At 60.9% G+C, this 17655-nt stretch carries 17 protein-coding genes; 5 read left to right on the plus strand and 12 right to left on the minus strand.

Annotated features, from left to right (window positions below; genetic code table 11):
• Positions 1-143 precede the first annotated feature (143 nt).
• From AO065_RS03465 to moaB, 3 genes are all read right to left on the minus strand, one after another.
• Positions 144-1070, minus strand: a complete 927-nt coding sequence (locus AO065_RS03465; RefSeq protein WP_004885573.1) for a glycosyltransferase family 2 protein — start codon at positions 1068-1070, stop codon at positions 144-146.
• Positions 1071-1153: 83 nt separating this feature from the next.
• Positions 1154-2365 (minus strand): molybdopterin molybdotransferase MoeA, encoded by a 1212-nt coding sequence (locus AO065_RS03470; RefSeq protein ID WP_004885575.1) that lies wholly within the window; start codon positions 2363-2365, stop codon positions 1154-1156.
• A 6-nt stretch (positions 2366-2371) separates the two neighbouring features.
• Complete coding sequence (gene moaB / locus AO065_RS03475; protein ID WP_004885577.1) at positions 2372-2911, minus strand: molybdenum cofactor biosynthesis protein B; 540 nt, start codon at positions 2909-2911, stop codon at positions 2372-2374.
• A gap of 76 nt (positions 2912-2987) precedes the next feature.
• On the opposite strand from moaB, the gene mobA reads away from it, so the two are divergent.
• The gene (mobA, locus tag AO065_RS03480) at positions 2988-3593 is read left to right on the plus strand and encodes a molybdenum cofactor guanylyltransferase MobA (RefSeq protein WP_032651931.1); all 606 of its coding nucleotides are present in this window, start codon (positions 2988-2990) and stop codon (positions 3591-3593) included.
• Positions 3594-3666: 73 nt separating this feature from the next.
• Positions 3667-3891, plus strand: a complete 225-nt coding sequence (locus tag AO065_RS03485; protein ID WP_004885580.1) for a YgdI/YgdR family lipoprotein — start codon at positions 3667-3669, stop codon at positions 3889-3891.
• 69 nt (positions 3892-3960) lie between these two features.
• Here the strand turns inward: AO065_RS03485 and AO065_RS03490 are convergent, their stop codons facing one another.
• Positions 3961-4851, minus strand: coding sequence for a pseudouridine synthase (locus tag AO065_RS03490; RefSeq protein ID WP_004885582.1), 891 nt, complete (start codon positions 4849-4851; stop codon positions 3961-3963).
• A 188-nt stretch (positions 4852-5039) separates the two neighbouring features.
• On the opposite strand from AO065_RS03490, the gene AO065_RS03495 reads away from it, so the two are divergent.
• Positions 5040-5894, plus strand: coding sequence for a shikimate dehydrogenase (locus tag AO065_RS03495; RefSeq protein WP_004885583.1), 855 nt, complete (start codon positions 5040-5042; stop codon positions 5892-5894).
• A gap of 3 nt (positions 5895-5897) precedes the next feature.
• Here the strand turns inward: AO065_RS03495 and AO065_RS03500 are convergent, their stop codons facing one another.
• Positions 5898-6569, minus strand: coding sequence for a TetR/AcrR family transcriptional regulator (locus AO065_RS03500; protein ID WP_004885584.1), 672 nt, complete (start codon positions 6567-6569; stop codon positions 5898-5900).
• Between the two features lie 110 nt (positions 6570-6679).
• Positions 6680-8587, minus strand: a complete 1908-nt coding sequence (gene quiC / locus AO065_RS03505) for a 3-dehydroshikimate dehydratase QuiC (RefSeq protein ID WP_004885586.1) — start codon at positions 8585-8587, stop codon at positions 6680-6682.
• 593 nt (positions 8588-9180) lie between these two features.
• Here quiC and AO065_RS03510 point away from each other — a divergent pair.
• Entirely contained in the window at positions 9181-10509 is a 1329-nt protein-coding gene (locus AO065_RS03510; RefSeq protein WP_004885587.1) for an MFS transporter, read from the plus strand.
• Between the two features lie 131 nt (positions 10510-10640).
• On the opposite strand, the gene AO065_RS03515 is transcribed toward AO065_RS03510, so the two are convergent.
• Complete coding sequence (locus AO065_RS03515; protein WP_004885588.1) at positions 10641-11528, minus strand: DMT family transporter; 888 nt, start codon at positions 11526-11528, stop codon at positions 10641-10643.
• A gap of 222 nt (positions 11529-11750) precedes the next feature.
• On the opposite strand from AO065_RS03515, the gene AO065_RS03520 reads away from it, so the two are divergent.
• Entirely contained in the window at positions 11751-13007 is a 1257-nt protein-coding gene (locus AO065_RS03520; protein WP_004885590.1) for an OprD family porin, read from the plus strand.
• A 66-nt stretch (positions 13008-13073) separates the two neighbouring features.
• Here AO065_RS03520 and pcaC read toward each other — a convergent pair whose 3' ends face one another.
• From pcaC to pcaH, 5 genes are all read right to left on the minus strand, one after another.
• The gene (pcaC, locus tag AO065_RS03525) at positions 13074-13472 is read right to left on the minus strand and encodes a 4-carboxymuconolactone decarboxylase (RefSeq protein WP_004885592.1); all 399 of its coding nucleotides are present in this window, start codon (positions 13470-13472) and stop codon (positions 13074-13076) included.
• A complete protein-coding gene (locus tag AO065_RS03530) occupies positions 13469-14830 on the minus strand; it encodes a 3-carboxy-cis,cis-muconate cycloisomerase (protein ID WP_004885593.1) in 1362 nt (453 codons plus the stop codon). Before AO065_RS03530 ends, pcaC begins: the two co-directional genes overlap by 4 nt.
• Before the next feature lie 25 nt (positions 14831-14855).
• Positions 14856-16205: a 4-hydroxybenzoate transporter PcaK gene (gene pcaK, locus AO065_RS03535; RefSeq protein ID WP_004885595.1), complete on the minus strand. Its 1350-nt coding sequence runs from the start codon at positions 16203-16205 to the stop codon at positions 14856-14858.
• Positions 16206-16272: 67 nt separating this feature from the next.
• The gene (gene pcaG, locus AO065_RS03540; RefSeq protein ID WP_004885598.1) at positions 16273-16875 is read right to left on the minus strand and encodes a protocatechuate 3,4-dioxygenase subunit alpha; all 603 of its coding nucleotides are present in this window, start codon (positions 16873-16875) and stop codon (positions 16273-16275) included.
• 11 nt (positions 16876-16886) lie between these two features.
• Entirely contained in the window at positions 16887-17606 is a 720-nt protein-coding gene (pcaH, locus tag AO065_RS03545; protein WP_004885600.1) for a protocatechuate 3,4-dioxygenase subunit beta, read from the minus strand.
• Positions 17607-17655: the final 49 nt, after the last annotated feature.

Raw genomic sequence — 17655 nt, forward strand, 5'->3', positions numbered from 1 at the left:
TGTCATGCGCTCGGCTCACTGAGTCCGCAGTCTGTGCCATTTGTGACGCGGAGCGTCACGGGAGGCACACCCCCGCGGAGCGATGGGCACGATCAGTGTGAGCGAGGCGGTGATCTGATCGGGAACGTGACGCGACGACAACCTCATGCATACGGGCTGTCCCAATACCGCTTGTACATCCCGAGCCTTTTCTTCACGCCTCGGGGCAGGCGTTTTTCCTGCTTGCTGAGTTTGTAGGCCAGCAGCTTGACGGCGTTGCGAACGAAGGACATCGGCCACCAGAGAAAACGTCTGGGGCCAAGGAACGCGAGTTCGGATTTCACGTAGCGCATGCCTTCGCCCGCGATGCCGCCAAAGGTTTCGTAGATCCACGCTTCGCGCGACTGGAACACACCAATGTCGAAGTAGCGCCGAAACTCCTCACGCAAGCTGTAGTTGTGCGAATGCCGACAGACCGCCGAGCCTTCGTAGGCCACTTTCCAGCCATCGATCAGCATCCTGGCCGTGACGTACATGTCCTCGGACAGGATCACATGCCGGGGAAATCCGCCGATGGCCAGCAAGGCTTCGCCGCGATAGGCCGCAAACGAATTGGACATGAACGGCGTCTTGATGCCCAGCACCGGAGCGTCGGCCAGGGTCTTGATCTGTGAGGTCGGCGGGTAGTTGAACAGCCGCGCGTGCTGGGCCAGCAGGTTGGCGTTCTTGTGGGGCAATTGCCGCCCGCACACGGCACCGACTTTGGGGTCGGCAAATGGCAGCAGGATGTTGGCAATTGCATCAACGTCTTCGACGTAAGCGTCCTGGGTCATGTAGACGTAAACGTCATACTCGGGGTGCAGATCGACCATCATCTGCCGGGTGCCGCCGTGGTTGAAGTCCTTGCTGTCGATGCACAGCACATTTGCGCAACGCGCGCGCGCCAGCTCAAGCGTGCCGTCCGACGAACTGGAGTCGACGATCAGCGTGTCGAACGTCGCCGTCTGCGTGGCCAGAGAGTCCAGCAGGCGCTCCAGGTCCTTACGTCCGTTGTAGGTCGGGATGACACAAGCCACTCTCAATGACGCCATAACAATACTCCGGGGCGAAAACAGGATGCCCGACTTGTCAGCGTTGTTGAGGGTAGCTCATGCCCGGTCAGCCAGCCATGACGTCAGCCCATGACCTCGCTCAAGGGAATGAAGTTGACCCAGTCACCTTCCGCAACCGTGGCGCCTTCACGCACTTCGATCAGCCCGTCAGCCCAGGCCGCGCTACGCAGCACACCGGAGCTCTGGTTGCGATAGGGAACCGCCCTGCCCTGTTCAAGACGCCCGCGCAGGTACTCGCGACGATTGCCGGGACGCGTCCAGACAAATCCCGCAGGTACGGCAAACTTCAAGGGCGTGACATCGAGTACGCCCTGGCGGCGCAACAGATAGGCGCGGGCCAGCAAGGCAAAAGTCACCAGCGTAGAAGCCGGATTACCCGGCAGGCCGATCACCGGCACACCCCGAAAATGCCCGAACGTCAGCGGCTTGCCTGGCTTGATCGCAAGCTTCCAGAGCAACAGCTCGCCTTCTTCGCGCAAGGCATGACCCAGAAAATCCGCCTCGCCCACCGACACACCGCCGGTGGACAGAATCAGGTCGACCTCATGCAGGCTCGCCAATGCAGCGCGGGTCTGTGCCAGATCGTCCGGCAGGATTCCCGCATCCACGACTTCGCACTGCAAACGCTTCAGCCAACTGCACAACAACACGCGGTTACTGTTATAGATCTGCCCCGGCCCGAGCGGCTGGCCCGGCTCGATCAGTTCGTCGCCAGTGGACAACACCGCCACGCGCACCCGTCGGACCACGTCCACTTCGGCCAGACCGAGCGACGCAGCCAACCCCAGTTCGATCGGCCCCAGCCGTGTACCGGCCGCCAGCACCGTGTCGCCAATCCGGGTCTCCTGGCCCTGAGGACGAATGTTCTGCTCAGGTTTCAGTGATTCGGTGAAACGCACACGTTGATCATCGAGGACCTCGGCGTTTTCCTGCATCTCGACGCAATCAGCACCCTCAGGCACCGGCGCGCCGGTGAAGATGCGTGCGCAGGTTCCGGGCGCCAGAGGCTCGGGAGCCTGACCCGCAAAAATACGCTGGCTGACGGGCAAAGGCTCTCCGCGCCAGTCGGCCACGCGCAGGGCGTAGCCATCCATGGCGCTGTTGGGCCAGGGCGGCAGGTCCAGCGTCGACACCAGATCGGTCGCCAGCACGCGACCTTCGGCATCAGCCAGCAGCACACGCTCATGCTGTGTGATCGGTGCGGCTTCAGCCATCTCCAGCAGACGCGCGATGGCGTTTTCGACAGGCATCAAGGCCTTGGGCTCAGCGCTCATGACCGTTCAACCACGGGTCGCGCAGGGCTCGGCCTGCTTGAGGTGCGGAACGAAATTGCACGGACGGAAACGTGAATCCAGCTGTTCAGCCAGAATGCCGTCCCAGGCGGTACGCACTGCGTTGGTGGAGCCTGGCAGGCAGCAGACCAGTGTGCCATTGGACAGCCCGGCCAGCGCACGCGACTGAATGGTCGAGGTGCCGATGTCCGGCACCGATATCTGCCGAAACAGCTCGCCGAATCCGTCGACCTGCTTGTCCAGCAGACAGGCCACGGCTTCCGGCGTGCTGTCGCGTCCAGTGAAGCCGGTGCCGCCAGTGATCAGTACGACCTGAACCTGCTCATCGGCGATCCAGGTCGCCACCTGAGCGCGGATCTTGTAGAGGTCATCCTTGAGCAGGACGCGCTCGATCAGGCCGTGACCGGCTTCGGTCAGGCGATCGACGAACATCTGGCCCGAGGTATCGGTTTCGCGGGTGCGGGTGTCGCTGACGGTCAGTACAGCGATGTTCAGGGGTACAAAAGGTGTGTCAGCCTTTGCTTTCATGGCCTCGATCCGGTTGTTAAGGAAACAGGCCGGTGTTATATCACAGCACTCCTTTTCACTGCCTGCCGAGTCTCTGATGAACGCCTCTGCCCCATTGCCGCCCTGCTCGATTCTGCTGCTCGCAGGAGGTCGCGGCCAGCGCATGGGCGGACGCGACAAAGGGCTGATCGAGTGGCAGGGCGAACCGATGATCCAGCACCTGCATCGCCTGACCCGGCCGCTGACCGACGACCTGATCATTTCCTGCAATCGCAACCTCGAACGCTACGCCGCGTTCGCTGACCGACTGGTTCAGGACAGTGACACTGACTTCAACGGTCCGCTGGCCGGAATCCTCGCCGCGCTGCCGCAGGCACAGCATGACGCGCTGCTGGTGCTGCCCTGCGACGTGCCGCTGATCGATAAATCGTTGCTGGACGCGTTGCGCCAATTAGCCGACAGGCACCCGGACAACCCGGTCATGGTGCGTGAAGGTGAACATTGGCAGCCGCTTTTATGTATCATCCCGACCGCCCACGCTGCGACGCTGGAAGCCGCATGGCAGACAGGCGAGCGCAGCCCACGGCGGGCGTTGGCCCCCCTGCGTCCAGTGGCTCTGCAACTGGATGAAGGTGACCCGAGACTGGCCAACCTGAACACACCCTGTCTGCTGACCGGATCAGATGACAACCGACGCAAGTGACTGTTCATTGAACTTGCTGCGGGTGTATACGTCTTACGGTCAGTTAATCAAGAATCCATCTGGAGACACAGTAATGAAACAACGGACCCTTCCCGCTGCCTTTCTGCTTGCATTGGGCATCGCCTCTTTGGCTGGCTGCGCTTCGCCGACTGTGATCACTCTGAATGATGGTCGTGAAATCCAGTCTGTCGACACTCCGAAGTATGATGAGGACTCGGGCTTCTACGAGTTCAAGCAGCTTGATGGCAAAGAAACCCGCATCAACAAGGATCAGGTACGTACCGTCAAGGATCTGTGATCCTCGCGTGACGTTACTGATGTGAAAAACCCGCCGAGTGCGGGTTTTTTTTGCCTGCTCATTCGGTGACTACCAGTCGAGTGTCAGTTGGCTGTGAAACTCACGCGGCTCGCCATTGAACGGATCGTCGAACCGCAGCGCCTTTGCCAGCAGCTTGAGCGGCTGCTGATAGTCATCGACTGCGTCCCTGATCACTTCCGGGTAGAAAGGGTCGTTGCAAATGGCAGCGCCCAGCGCGGCCATGTGTACGCGCAGCTGATGCTTCTTGCCCGTCACCGGGTACAGCCCATAGCGCCACAGGGATTCATTGCGTTCGAGCACTTCAATGCGAGTCTCCGTATTCGCAGGCCCCGATGCTTCCTGCATGCGGAAGAACGGCTCGCCATCCACCAGACGGCTCTCGTGCAGCCGTGGAAACTCCATCGAAGGCAGCGCAGGCGCAATCGCCTCGTAGAACTTGTCGATACGCCGCGTGGGAAACAGTGCCTGATACGCCGAACGGGTCTGCCTGTTGGCCGAAAACAGCACCAGCCCGGCGGTATGGCGGTCGATACGGTGCAAGGGCACCAGATCCGGATTATCCAGACGATGGATCAGACGACGCAGCAGGGTCTGCTCGACGTATTCACCGGCAGGCGTGACCGGCAGAAAGTGTGGCTTGTCAGCGACCACCAGATGCTCGTCGGCATACAGAATGGTCTCGACGACTGGAATCGGCGTCTCGTTCGGCACTTCACGGAAATAGTGGATCTTCATACCTTCGCGGTAAGCCAGGTCAGCCGTGATGGCCTGGCCGTTGGCATCCAGCACCCGCGACCGGGCGATACGGTCCAGCCACTCTTCGCGGCTGATGGCGGAGAACTTCGCGCACAGGCAGTCCAGCACCGTCGTCCATGGGCCTGCTGGCAGGTACAGCGTGCTGGCTTGCTGGTGGGCGGCGCGAAAAACGGATTCGGACATGCGGGGACTCGTCATCTCTTGAAAGGCTTGAACGGCTATGGCCGCGCATTATCCCTGATCGGGGCGATCACCGCACAGAATCAACGCATGGCAATTGATCAGCCACTGCGTCACCATTAACCATCTGGTACATTTTTTGAAACCTTCCCGCCATCGGGCGGCACGACAAAAACAAGAGACATATCGTCATGAGCCACGCTGAATCAACCTCCGTACTCGCCGGCCTGATCGGTTCAGGCATCCAGGCATCACGCACCCCGGCGCTGCACGAACACGAAGGTGACGCGCAGGGCATCCGCTATCTGTATCGCCTGATCGATATCGATGCGCTCAAACTGGACATCAGCGCCCTGCCCCGTCTGATTGAAGGTGCACGTGACTGCGGCTTCACCGGCCTGAACATCACCTTCCCCTGCAAGCAGGCGGTCATTCCGCTTTTGAATGAACTGTCCGAAGAAGCGCGCGGCATCGGCGCAGTCAATACCGTGGTGTTCAAGGACGGTAAGAGCACCGGCCACAACACCGATTGTCTGGGGTTCGCGGAAGGCTTCAAGCGTGGTCTGGACAAGGCGCCACGCCAGCACGTTGTGCAAATGGGTGCAGGCGGCGCGGGCGCTGCGGTGGCTTATGCGTTGTTGAGTGCAGGCGTCGAGCGCTTGAGCGTGTTCGAGGTCGAACCGCAGCGGGCCCAGGGTCTGGTGGACAACCTCACCGCTCATTTCGGCGCAGGCCGTGCGCAGGTTGGTCTGAATCTGCCTGCGGCAATGGCCGAAGCCGACGGCGTGGTCAACACCACACCGGTCGGCATGGCCAAGTTGCCCGGTACACCGCTGCCGGTGGAACTGCTGCGTGCCGAGCAATGGGTCGCGGAAATCATCTACTTTCCGCTGGAAACCGAACTGCTCAAGCACGCTCGCGCGCTGGGCTGCCGCACGCTGGACGGCACGACCATGGCCGTGTTTCAGGCCGTCAAAGCCTTCGAGCTGTTCAGCGGCCGGTCAGCGGATGCCGAGCGCATGATGCAGCACTTCCACAGCCTTTAGTGTTCAGGCCTTGAGGTAACGCAACACAGCGTCGCAGATCATGGCCTTGTGACGCTGTTTGACCTCATCGCTCCACAGCTCGATCTGGAAGATCTCGCTGAACGTGTGGCGGTTGGAAATGCGATAGAAGCAGAACGAGCTGATCATCAGGTGCAGGTCGATCGGGTGCACGCCCGCGCGGAACTCTCCGCTTTCCTCACCGCGACGAAGGATGCCTTCCAGCGCCCGAATGATGTTCTGGCTCTTGGCCTGAATGGTATCGGACTGCTTGACGTTTTCGCCGTTGTGAATGTTTTCGATGCAAACGATGCGCACGAAATCGACGTTGTTGTCGTGGTGATCGAAGGTGAACTCCACCACTCGATGGATTGCCTCGACAGGCTCCAGCTCGCCCAGGTTCAGCTCGCTTTCGGTATTGCGGATATCGCCGTAAAGTTTTTCCAGAACCTCGACGTAGAGCTGTTCCTTGCTGCCGAAGTAGTAATAGATCATCCGCTTGGAAGTCTTCGTGCGCTCGGCTATCGCATCGACGCGGGCGCCTGAAAGGCCGTGGGCGACGAATTCGGCCACGGCAGCCTGAAGGATGTCTTCGCGGGTCTTTTCAGGATTGTTCTTGCGTCCCGAGGGCCGCAACGTGACAGGTTCGAGGGCAACGGAGTCGTCGGTTGTTTTCATTGTTGGCTCATGACCACGGGTTGTACGTGGAGTATGCCGCCGAGCGTCGAGGCAGGGAAGCTGCGAGGCACCCGAGTGCCTGCAGCGACCGGTTCGATCAGATCAAACGCTCACAACCGCGCCTGACGTATTGCCACACTGCGCGCCTTGGCCATTGCGGCCAGACGCACTGCAACGTTGGCTGCGCCATACCCGACGTAGCCGTTCTTGCGCTGCAGGATCTCGAAGAAGAAGCGCCCGTCGAACGCATCGGTGTAGACGTGAAACAGCTCGCCGCCGTCGGCATCGCGGTCGTACAACACGTTGTAGTACGCCAGTTCGCTGAGGAACTCGTCATCGAAATCGAAGCGGGCCGCCAGGTCATCGTAATAGTTGAGCGGGATGTCCAGCAGCGGCACGCCTGCCTCTTTGGCGCGGCTGACTTCGGCAAAGATGTCTTCGCAGGAAAATGCGATGTGGTGCACGCCCGAACCGCGATAACTGGACAGCGCGTGGGAGATCGCCGTATTGCGGTTCTCGGAGATATTCAACGGCAGGCGCACGGTGCTGCAGCGGCTGCGCAAGGCGCGACTCTTGACCAGCCCGTAAGGGTCCGGCAACACGACTTCGTCGTCGGCCTCGAAGTCCAGAATGCTCTTGTAGAACAGCACCCAGCTGTCGAGACTGTCGGCCGGCAGCGCCATGGCCATGTGATCGATGCGCTGCAGCCCGCCCTTGCCGGCTACCTGCGGGTTGATGACAAAGTCACTGTCGTAGATCGAATCGCCCGGTGCGGCGTTGTCGACCAGATAGATCAGGCTGCCATCCGGGGCGCGCACCGATGGAATCTCGCGCTCGTTGGGGCCGACCAATCCGCGATAAGGCTGGCCTTTGAAGGCTCGTGCACGCTCCAGCGCCTGATGACCGTCATCGACGCGTAATGCGGTCGCGCACAGCGACGGACCGTGGGCTTCGAAGAAGCTGTGAGCAAATGAATACGGTTCGGCATTAAGGACGATCTTGATATCGCCCTGCCCCAACAGGCTGACGGCCTTGGAGCGGTGCTGGCCCAGCTTGGCGAAGCCCAGTCGCTCCAGCCAGCCCGACAGACGTGCGCCGTGGCTTTCATCGACGGCAAACTCAAGGAATTCGACGCCGTTGTAGGTGCTGGCCGGTGGCGGGCTGAACAGGATGTCGGGGATTTTTGCCTCGGCCTCGCGGGCCAGCAACTGGCGAGTCTTTTCTTCCAGATACAGCAGCGAGCGCAGACCGTCAGCCGCATTGGCGCGGGTCGGTGCCGCGCGAAATCCGTCGTTGAACACTTCCAGCGACAACGGGCCGGTGTAGCCACTGCGCAGGATTGGCGCAAGAAAGCCCGCCAGATCGAACTCACCCTGGCCGGGGAAGCAGCGGAAATGACGGCTCCATTCCAGCACGTCCATGGCCAGAATCGGCGCATCCGCCATTTGCACGAAGAAAATCTTGTCGCCCGGAATCTGCGCAATCGCGCTCGGATCCCCCTTGAGCGACAACGTGTGGAAGCTGTCGAGCAGGACACCCAGCGCCGGGTGATCCACCTGACGCACCAGATTCCAGACCTGCTGCCAAGTATTCACATGACGCCCCCAGGCGAGCGCTTCGTAACCGACCCGCAGACCCCGCGCACCGGCGTGCTCGGCCAGCAGACTCAGGTCATCGAGCAGGATGTTTTCGTCGCCCACCGAATCGGCGGATGCGTTACTGCAGACCAGCACCAGATCGGTGCCCAGTTCCTGCATCAAATCGAATTTGCGCTCGGCACGGTCCACGTTGCGCTGCAGGCGGTCACGGCGGCAGCCTTCGAAGTCGCGGAACGGCTGGAACAGGGTAATGGCGATGCCCAGATCGGCACACATCTGCCGCACGTTGCGAGGGCTGCCGTCGTAGTAAAGAAGGTCGTTTTCGAAAATCTCGACGCCATCAAAGCCGGCTGCGGCGATGGCCTCAAGCTTTTCGGGCAGAGTACCGCTCAAGGATACGGTGGCAATTGAACGCTGCATGCTTCTAGCTCCTGAATGAACACGACCCTGACGAATCGTGACTGGACAGCACCGCATTCCTGGCCTTTCCCGGCCTTATTCAGAGGTGCCATTCAAGTATTTGCCTGTCAAAATACTACAGCAACATAAAGTGTACGAACCGGTTAGTTTTACGTTCGATTATCGAACAGAAGCCGAGTTACTTGATTGACGATGCGTGGCGCAATGCTCACCATCAGCCTCACCTTGCAGCGCAGAAGAACGTTTCGAACACCCGTTACCCGTAGCAAACCATAACAATTCAAACAACAGGAACATTGCTCATGTGCACCTCAACCGCCCCGCTCGTCAGTTCCGTTCGCCGTCCACGGTTGCAGGATCGAAGAACCCATCCGGTCACACATCCGATCCGGCACTTCGTTTCCTGAAACAATCCAGCGCACTCGTCAGCAACAGCCTGTAAATTGTCGGCCCTGAAAACGTTTCGCAAGACCATGCCCCATGGCTTTCGAATCGCAGCGGCTTCACTGCACACGCATAACGCCTGAATCGAGTGGACTTCACAGTCCGACTGTCGCCAGCAGCGCAGTCTTGGAACGGATGGTTAGAACATCATGCTCAATACCCAGACCAACCCTGTCGCCCAGGCCGCCCATGCGGGCATGGGCGAAAAGATTCGCGGCGCACTCGCCGTGGGCAAGACTCGCTGGGGCATGCTCGCTCTGGTGTTCTTCGCCACCACGCTGAACTACATCGACCGCGCAGCCCTCGGGGTCATGCAGCCGATTCTTGCCAAGGAAATGAGCTGGACGGCGATGGACTACGCCAACATCAACTTCTGGTTCCAGGTGGGTTACGCAGTGGGCTTTGTGCTGCAGGGCCGGTTCATCGACCGGGTCGGCGTCAAGCGTGCGTTCTTCCTGGCCGTGCTGCTGTGGAGCCTGGCGACCGGCGCACACGGTCTGGCCACTTCGGCGGCCGGCTTCATGGTCTGCCGCTTCATTCTGGGCCTGACCGAGGCGGCCAACTATCCGGCCTGCGTGAAGACAACACGTCTGTGGTTCCCGGCGGGCGAACGTGCGGTGGCCACCGGCATCTTCAACGCCGGAACCAACGTCGGCGCCATGCTGACCCCCGCCCTGCTGCCACTGATTCTCACTGTATGGGGCTGGCAGGCCGCGTTCGTGGCAATGGGTTCGCTCGGCCTGATCTGGGTCATCATGTGGCGCCTCAAGTACTACAACCCTGAAGAACACCCCACCGTCAGCAAGAGCGAACTGGACTACATCAATCAGGAAGTCGAGCCCGAGCCAGTCAAAATGCCGTTCTCGGCCATTCTGAAAATGCGCGGCACCTGGGCCTTCGCTCTGGCCTATGCGATCACTGCGCCGGTGTTCTGGTTCTACCTCTACTGGCTGCCGCCGTTCCTCAATCAGCAATACAACCTGGGCATCAGCGTCACCCAGATGGGTATCCCGCTGATCCTGATCTGGCTGACCGCAGACTTCGGCAGCATCGGCGGCGGCATCCTGTCCTCCTGGCTGATCGGCAGGGGCGTGAGGGCCACCACGGCGCGTCTGGTGTCGATGCTGATCTTCGCCATCACCATCTGCAGCGTGGTCTTCGCCGCCAACGCCAGCGGCCTGTGGGTAGCGGTTCTGGCCATTTCGCTGGCCGTCGGTGCGCACCAGGCCTGGACCGCCAACATCTGGAGCCTGGTGATGGACTACACCCCCAAGCACATGATGAGCACAGTGTTCGGCTTCGGCGGTATGTGTGCAGCCATCGGCGGCATGTTCATGACCCAGATCGTCGGCGCGGTCCTGACCGCCACCAATAACAACTACAACGTGCTGTTCACCATGATCCCGGCGATGTATTTCATCGCACTGATCTGGATGTACTTCATGGCTCCGCGCAAGGTGCCTGACCTCAAAGAATGACGGGGTGATGCACATGAGAAAGGCCCGTTCACGTGAGTGAGCGGGCCTTTTTTATCGGGTCGCATTCCTCATCAAGTCGCACTCAACTTACTGGCTCGCTGGTGTTTATGTGGGGCGCGAGACCGCGACAACTACCCGCCTTTACGCCGCTGCTGCCACGCAGCCGCCAGCCCGCTCAGGCAGATGATTGCGATGCCGGCCTGCGCCGTCGGCGAGGGCATGTGGTCGAATACGATGAAACCCAGTAGACCGGCAAACACGATCTGGCAGTAACTGAACGGCGCCAGCATCGCAGGTGCGGCGAAGCGGAAGGCCTGGGTCAGCAGCAGGTGCGCGGCCATGCCGCAGGCGCCCAGCGCGAGCAGGAACGGCAGGTGTTTGAGTTCAGGCACCTCCCAGAAGAAGGGGACCAGCACGCTCATCAACAGGGTATTGAACAGCCCGGCGAAGAAGTTGCTGGTGGTCGGGCTGTCGAAGGGGCTGACCAGCCGGGTCAGCAACTGATACAGCGCAAAACAGAACGCCGAAGACAGCGGCAACAGAATCGCGGGCGTGAACAACTCGCCGCCCGGATGAATGATGATCATCACCCCCATGAAGCCGACGATCACGGCAATCCATTGCCCGCGCGTCACCCGCTCATGCAAAAGCGGCACCGACAGCGCAGTGACCAGCAGCGGCGCAAGAAAGTTGACTGCCGTGGCCTCAGCCTGCGGAATGAACATCAGGCTGCTGGTGAACAGCAGACTGGTGCCCAGCAAGGCCGTTGCACGCAGCGCCTGCAGGCCGGGCCGCTTGGTACGCAGCACCCGCAGACCGGACGACGGCATGAAGATGCAGGCCATCAGCAGCGTGTGCACCAGATAGCGCGCCCACACCACCAGAATGATCGGATAGAAGCCGGACAGGTACTTGGAGAGTGTGTCGTGGCTGGCAAACAGAAAGGTGGCCAGCAGAATGAAACCGATTCCCTTGAGGGGTTGATTGACGCCGGACAGTGGCGTACTGGCAGTGCTCATTAGGCTTCCTTACTCAATAGTGTCGGGGCTTGAAGCGCGAAAAATGTTCATGGCAACGAGCATCGCAGGCTGTCTTCGCATCGTCCCGGATAAAATGTTCGAACCGGTTCATTAACGTTCGGTAATCGCCCAAAACCACGGTTTCACAATTGCAGAGCTGACCCCGGCCTTTCACTATCAGACCCAGCTTCACTGACTGAATAATTACAAAAAAGGTCTTCCATGCGCTCATCTCGTCCCTGCAAAGTCGTTTGCGGCCTCTCTGCGGCCATCGCAACCAGTCTGATACCCGCCGTCTCTGAGGCTGCCGGTTTCGTTGAAGATGCCAAGGTGAATCTGAACCTACGCAACTTCTACATCAACCGCAACTTCGTCGACCCGGCCAACCCCCAGAACTACGCCGAAGAATGGACCCAGAACTTCATCCTCGACGCACGCTCGGGTTTCACCCAAGGCACCGTGGGTTTCGGCGTCGACGTACTGGGCCTCTATTCGCTCAAACTGGACGGCGGCAAAGGCACCGGCGGCACACAATTGCTGCCGATTCACAGCGATGGCCGTCCGGCCGACGATTTCGGGCGTCTGGCAGTCGCGGGCAAGGCACGCTTCTCCAAGACCGAACTGAAGGTCGGCGAATGGATGCCAGTGCTGCCAATCCTGCGCTCCGATGACGGACGATCCCTGCCGCAGACTTTCCAGGGCGGTCAGATCACCTCCAAGGAAATCGACGGTCTGACGCTGTACGGTGGCCAATTCCGTGGCAACAGCCCGCGCAACGACGCCAGCATGGAAGACATGTCCATGAACGGCCGCGCCGCCTTTACCTCGGATCGTTTCAACTTCGGTGGCGGCGAGTACGTCTTCAACGAAAAACGCACCCAGGTCGGCCTGTGGTATGCCGAGCTTGAAGACATCTATCACCAGCAATACGTCAACCTGCTGCACAGCCAGCCGTTGGGCAGCTGGACGCTGGGTGCAAACCTCGGCTACTTCCAGGGCAAGGACGACGGTCAGTCGCTGGCAGGCGATCTGGACAACAAGACCTGGTCAGCCCTGCTCTCTGCGCGCCACGGAAGCAATACGTTCTATGTCGGTTTGCAGAAGGTCAGCGGCGACAGCGCGTGGATGCGGGTCAACGGCACCAGCGGCGGCACCCTGGCCAACGACAGCTACAACTCGAGCTTCGACAACGCCCGGGAAAAATCCTGGCAACTGCGCCACGACTACGATTTCGCGGGTCTGGGCGTGCCCGGTCTGACCCTGATGAATCGCTACATCAGCGGCGAAAACGTGCACACCGGCACAATCACCGACGGCGAGGAATGGGCACGGGAAACCGAGCTGGCCTACGTGTTCCAGAGCGGCGCGCTCAAGAGTCTGTCAGTCAAGTGGCGCAACTCGACCATGCGGCGCGACTACAGCACCAACCAGTTCGACGAAAACCGTGTGATCGTCAGCTACCCGCTCTCGCTGCTCTGACAGCGCTGGCACCAGCAAAAACGCCGCCGCAGTTCAGCACTGCGGCGGCGTCTTCAATTCAAGCATTTACTCCTTGTTCAGCGATTCCACACCCATTTCATCCCACACTTCCTCGGCCAGATGAAAGGTCGCGTTGGCCGCTGGAATGCCGCAATAGATCGCGCTCTGCATCAGCACTTCCTTGATCTCTTCGCGGGTCACGCCATTGTTTTTGGCGGCCTTGAGGTGCAGACGCAGCTCACCTTCGCGGTTCATGCCGATCAGCATGGCGATGGTAATCAGGCTCCGGGTATGACGCGGCAACCCCGGACGTGTCCAGATGTCACCCCAGGCATGCCGGGTGATCATTTCCTGAAATTCCTCGTTGAACGGCGTCAGCTTTTTCAGGCTGTTATCGACATGCGTATCGCCGAGTACCGCGCGGCGCACCTGCATGCCCGCCTGATAACGTTCGTCTTCGGTCATTGCGTGATCCTTGTGTGTTCGGCCACGGCGCGCTCGACCCAGCGTCGGGCCTGGCCAAGGTAATGGGCTGGATCGAGCAAGCGATCCAGCTCGTCGGTAGAAAGTTGTGCGGTGACTTCAGGGTTTTCCCCCAACACCTGACGCAGGTGCACGCCCTGCTCCACCGCCTGACGACAGCTCTGTTCGATCAGGTGGTGCGCGGCATCGCGGCCGATGCGCTGCGCCAGGGCGATGCTGACCGCTTCGGCCAGCACCAGCCCCCGAGTGGATTCCAGATTGACCCGCATGCGTTCGGCATCGACCTGCAGGCCTGGCACCACCTGCAATGCCTGCTGCAACGACCCGGACACCAGGCAGCACAGTTCAGGCAAGGTTTCCCACTCGGCATGCCACAGGCCCAGACTGCGTTCGTGCTCCTGAGGCATGGCGGAGAACATCGTTGCGACCAGACCCGGCGCACGTGTCGCCGCGCCGATCATGACCGCAGCGCCCACCGGATTGCGCTTGTGCGGCATGGTCGAGGACCCGCCCTTGCCCGGCGCAGAGGGCTCGAAGACTTCGCCCACTTCGGTCTGCATCAGCAGACTGACATCCCGGCCCAGCTTGCCAAGGCTGCCCGCGATCAGACCGAGCAGCGAAGCGAACTCCACCAGCCGATCCCGCTGCGTGTGCCACGGCTGCTCGGGCAAGTGCAGTTGCAGTTCATCTGCCAGTGCTTCGGCCACCTTGAACGCCTGATCACCCAGCGCCGCCAGACTGCCGGAAGCGCCGCCGAACTGCAGGCACAGCACGCGAGGCTTGATTTCGTTCAGGCGCTGGCGGTGACGCGTAATCGCCCCCAGCCAGCCTGCGATCTTCATGCCTAGCGTGACGGGCGTGGCCTGTTGCAGCCAGGTACGGCCGGCCAGCGGCGTCGCCGCGTGAACCTGCGCCTGTTGCGCCAAGGCGTCGCCCAAGTGCCCGAGGTCGCGTTCCAGCACATCGATAGCGTTCCGAACCTGCAGAATCAGACCGCTGTCCATCACGTCCTGACTGGTCGCCCCCATGTGCACATAGCGTTCGGCCTCGGGGCTGTGTGCAGCGATGCGCTTGCCCAGCGCCTTGACCAAGGGAATCGCCGAGTTGCCTGAATTACCGATGGCAATCGCCAGCGCGTCGAAATCGAACAGCTCGGCGCGGCAGCTTTGCGTGATGTCTGACACAACATCTTGCGGAATCAGACCGACTCTGGCCTCGGCCCGCGCCAGCGCAGCCTCGAAATCGAGCATGCCCTGCACCCGCCCCTCGTCCGAGAAAATCCGGCGCATGTCGGGGTGCGTGAAGTACACGTCGAAAAGTTGATTGCCCGGTCTGCTCACATCAGCGCTCCAGAGTAAAAAGGTTTCAAGTGGCGTCCGAATGGCTGACCCAGCCCTTGATCAGAATCGCCAGCGCGGCCAGTGCAGCAGGTACCACCAGCGCCGTCAGCACCTGCTCGAACGACCAGCCCAGTCCCAGCAGGGTCGCACCGGCCCATGCGCCAAGAATCGCACCGAACCGGCCGATACCCAGCATCCATGACACGCCCGTGGCGCGGCCCTGAGTCGGATAAAAGCGCGCCGCCAGCGAAGGCATCGCCGACTGTGCGCCGTTGATGCACATGCCCGCGACCAGCACCAGTGTCGCCAGGACGGCCACATTGCCGAGGCTCTGCCCGACCAGCCAGGCAAACACGCCGGCCAGTGCGTAGGCCACGCCGATCACCTTGTGCGGGTTGTAACGGTCCATGGCCCAGCCGACGCCCACGGCACTGAGCACGCCGCCGAACTGGAACAGCGCGCCGATGAACGCCGACTGCTCCATGCTCGCGCCGCTGTCACGCATCAACGTCGGCAGCCAGCTGGTCAGCAAGTACACGATCACCAGCCCCATGAAGTAGGTCAGCCACAGCAACAGGGTGCCCGCACTGTACGTGCCGGAGAAAATCACTTTCAAGACATTGCGGCTGCTGACGGTCTTCTGTTCAGGAACGCTGAACGCCGTTACACCCGCGACTTCCTTCGGCGCAATCGGCGCCAGCACCTTGCGAATCCGCTCGACACCCCGGTTGCGCACCACCAGAAACCGCGCAGACTCCGGCAGCCAGACCATCAGCACCACGGCCAGGATCAGCGGCAGGATGCCGCCGAGCATCAACAAGCTGTGCCAGCCCATGCTGGGGATGAGCTTGGCGGACACAAAACCGCCGCAGGCCATCCCCAGGTTGAAACCGCAGAACATGCTGGTAACCAGCAACGACTTCAGACGCTCAGGCGTGTATTCGGACAGCAGCGTGGTCGCGTTGGGCATCGCCGCACCCAGCCCAAGACCGGTGAGCAGACGCAGCACCAGCAACTGATCGATATTGCTGCTGTACGCCGACGCCAGGCTGAACAGCCCGAACAGAAACACCGCCACCACCAGCACCACCTTGCGTCCGAAGCGGTCGGCCAGCGGGCCGGAACCCAGCGCACCGAACACCATGCCGATCAGCGCGGCGCTCATCACCGGCCCAAGACTGGCGCGATCGATGCCCCAGTCCTGGCTCAGGGCCGGCGCGATGAAGCCCATCGCCGCCGTGTCCAGTCCGTCGAGAAAGACGATCAGAAAGCACAGCGCAACCACGCGCCACTGGTAACCCGACAACGGCTGGGCATTGATGAAAGCCTGAACGTCGAGCGTGCCCGTAGCAGGCCCGCGAGCGGATAGTGTCATGAACATTTCCTTTTATTTTTATAAGGTCATCTGCGCCTGCAGATGCCGTGTAGCGCACGCGCATTACTTAGAAATCGAAAAACACCGTCTCGCCTTCGCCCTGCACCCGGATATCAAAACGATAGGCCGTTTTTCCATCCACCTCGCAGCGCCGCGCAATCAGCGTTTCACGGCGTTGTGGCTGTTCGATCAGGTTGAGCACCGGGTCGACCAGATTGGCCTGTGCTTCATCGTCGAAATACAGCCGGGTCTGCAAGTGAATATTGATACCACGGGCGAACAGCGACACGTTGATGTGCGAGGCCATCGGCACACCGGCAGCGTTACGCATCGAACCGGGCTTGATGGTCTTGAGAACCCACTGGCCGTCGTCGGATGTGGCAGTGCGACCGAAGCCGTTGAACGGGTTCGCCGGGCTGTATTCGCTGTGATACGCGCCTTCGTGATCGGCCTGCCAGAACTCCAGATAGGCGTCGCGGATCAGGTGACCGTTGCCATCGAAGACGTTGCCCAGCAACACGATGTGCTCACCCGGCGCGCCGGGCCTGGCCATCTCGTTCCAGATTTCCAGCTCGCGGGGCGGGTTGCCGGCCACTTGCGGTGCCAGACCGATGTGCACATAGGGGCCTGCGGTCTGCGAAGGGGTTTCCTGCAGCAATTGAACGGGCATGTCGGGCCTCCTCAGCAGTTTTCGAAGTGAGTCTTGCGCTGACCGCGCAGAACGATGTCGAAGCGATACGCCAGGCAATCCATCGGGTTGCCCATGGCCAGATCAAGCCGGGCGATCAGGCTTTGCACCGCATCGGGATTGGCGATGGATTTCACGATCGGGCAGATCGGAATCAGCGGGTCGCCCTCGAAATACAGCTGGGTGATCAAACGCGTGGCAATCGACGGGCCACTGATCGACACGTGAATGTGCGCCGGACGCCAGTCGTTGGGGCCGTTACGCCACGGGTACGGACCGGGCTTGACGGTGCGGAAGCTGTAGTTGCCTTCGCTGTCGGTCAGTGCCCGGCCCACGCCGCCAAAATTGGGGTCCATGGGCGCAAGGTACGCGTCGCGCTTGTGACGATAGCGACCGCCTGCGTTGGCCTGCCAGATTTCCACCAGCGTATGGGGAATCGGTTTGCCGTACTGATCGCAGACACGGCCGGCAAGCAGAATGCGCTCACCGATCGGCAGCCCACCGTTGTTGAAATTGAGCAACAGGTCGTTGTCGTGCTGACCGAACTTCAGGTGCGAGAAATCCGGCCCGGAGGCTTCGGAGATGGACTGGGGGATGCTGACCAGTGCCTGGCGCGGTGAGCGCAGGATGGAGGTCTTGTAATTAGGCGTCAGGGCTTTGGGATGCCAGTTGCGATCACGAATGACGAAGCGGCTGTTGTCCGCGACAGACATGGCGTTCTCCTTATTGTTGGCTTTTTTATGAGCGCGCGAGCGTCAAGCA

Origin of the sequence: Pseudomonas viridiflava, assembly GCF_001642795.1 — a bacterium.
Classification (GTDB): Bacteria; Pseudomonadota; Gammaproteobacteria; order Pseudomonadales; family Pseudomonadaceae; genus Aquipseudomonas; species Aquipseudomonas viridiflava.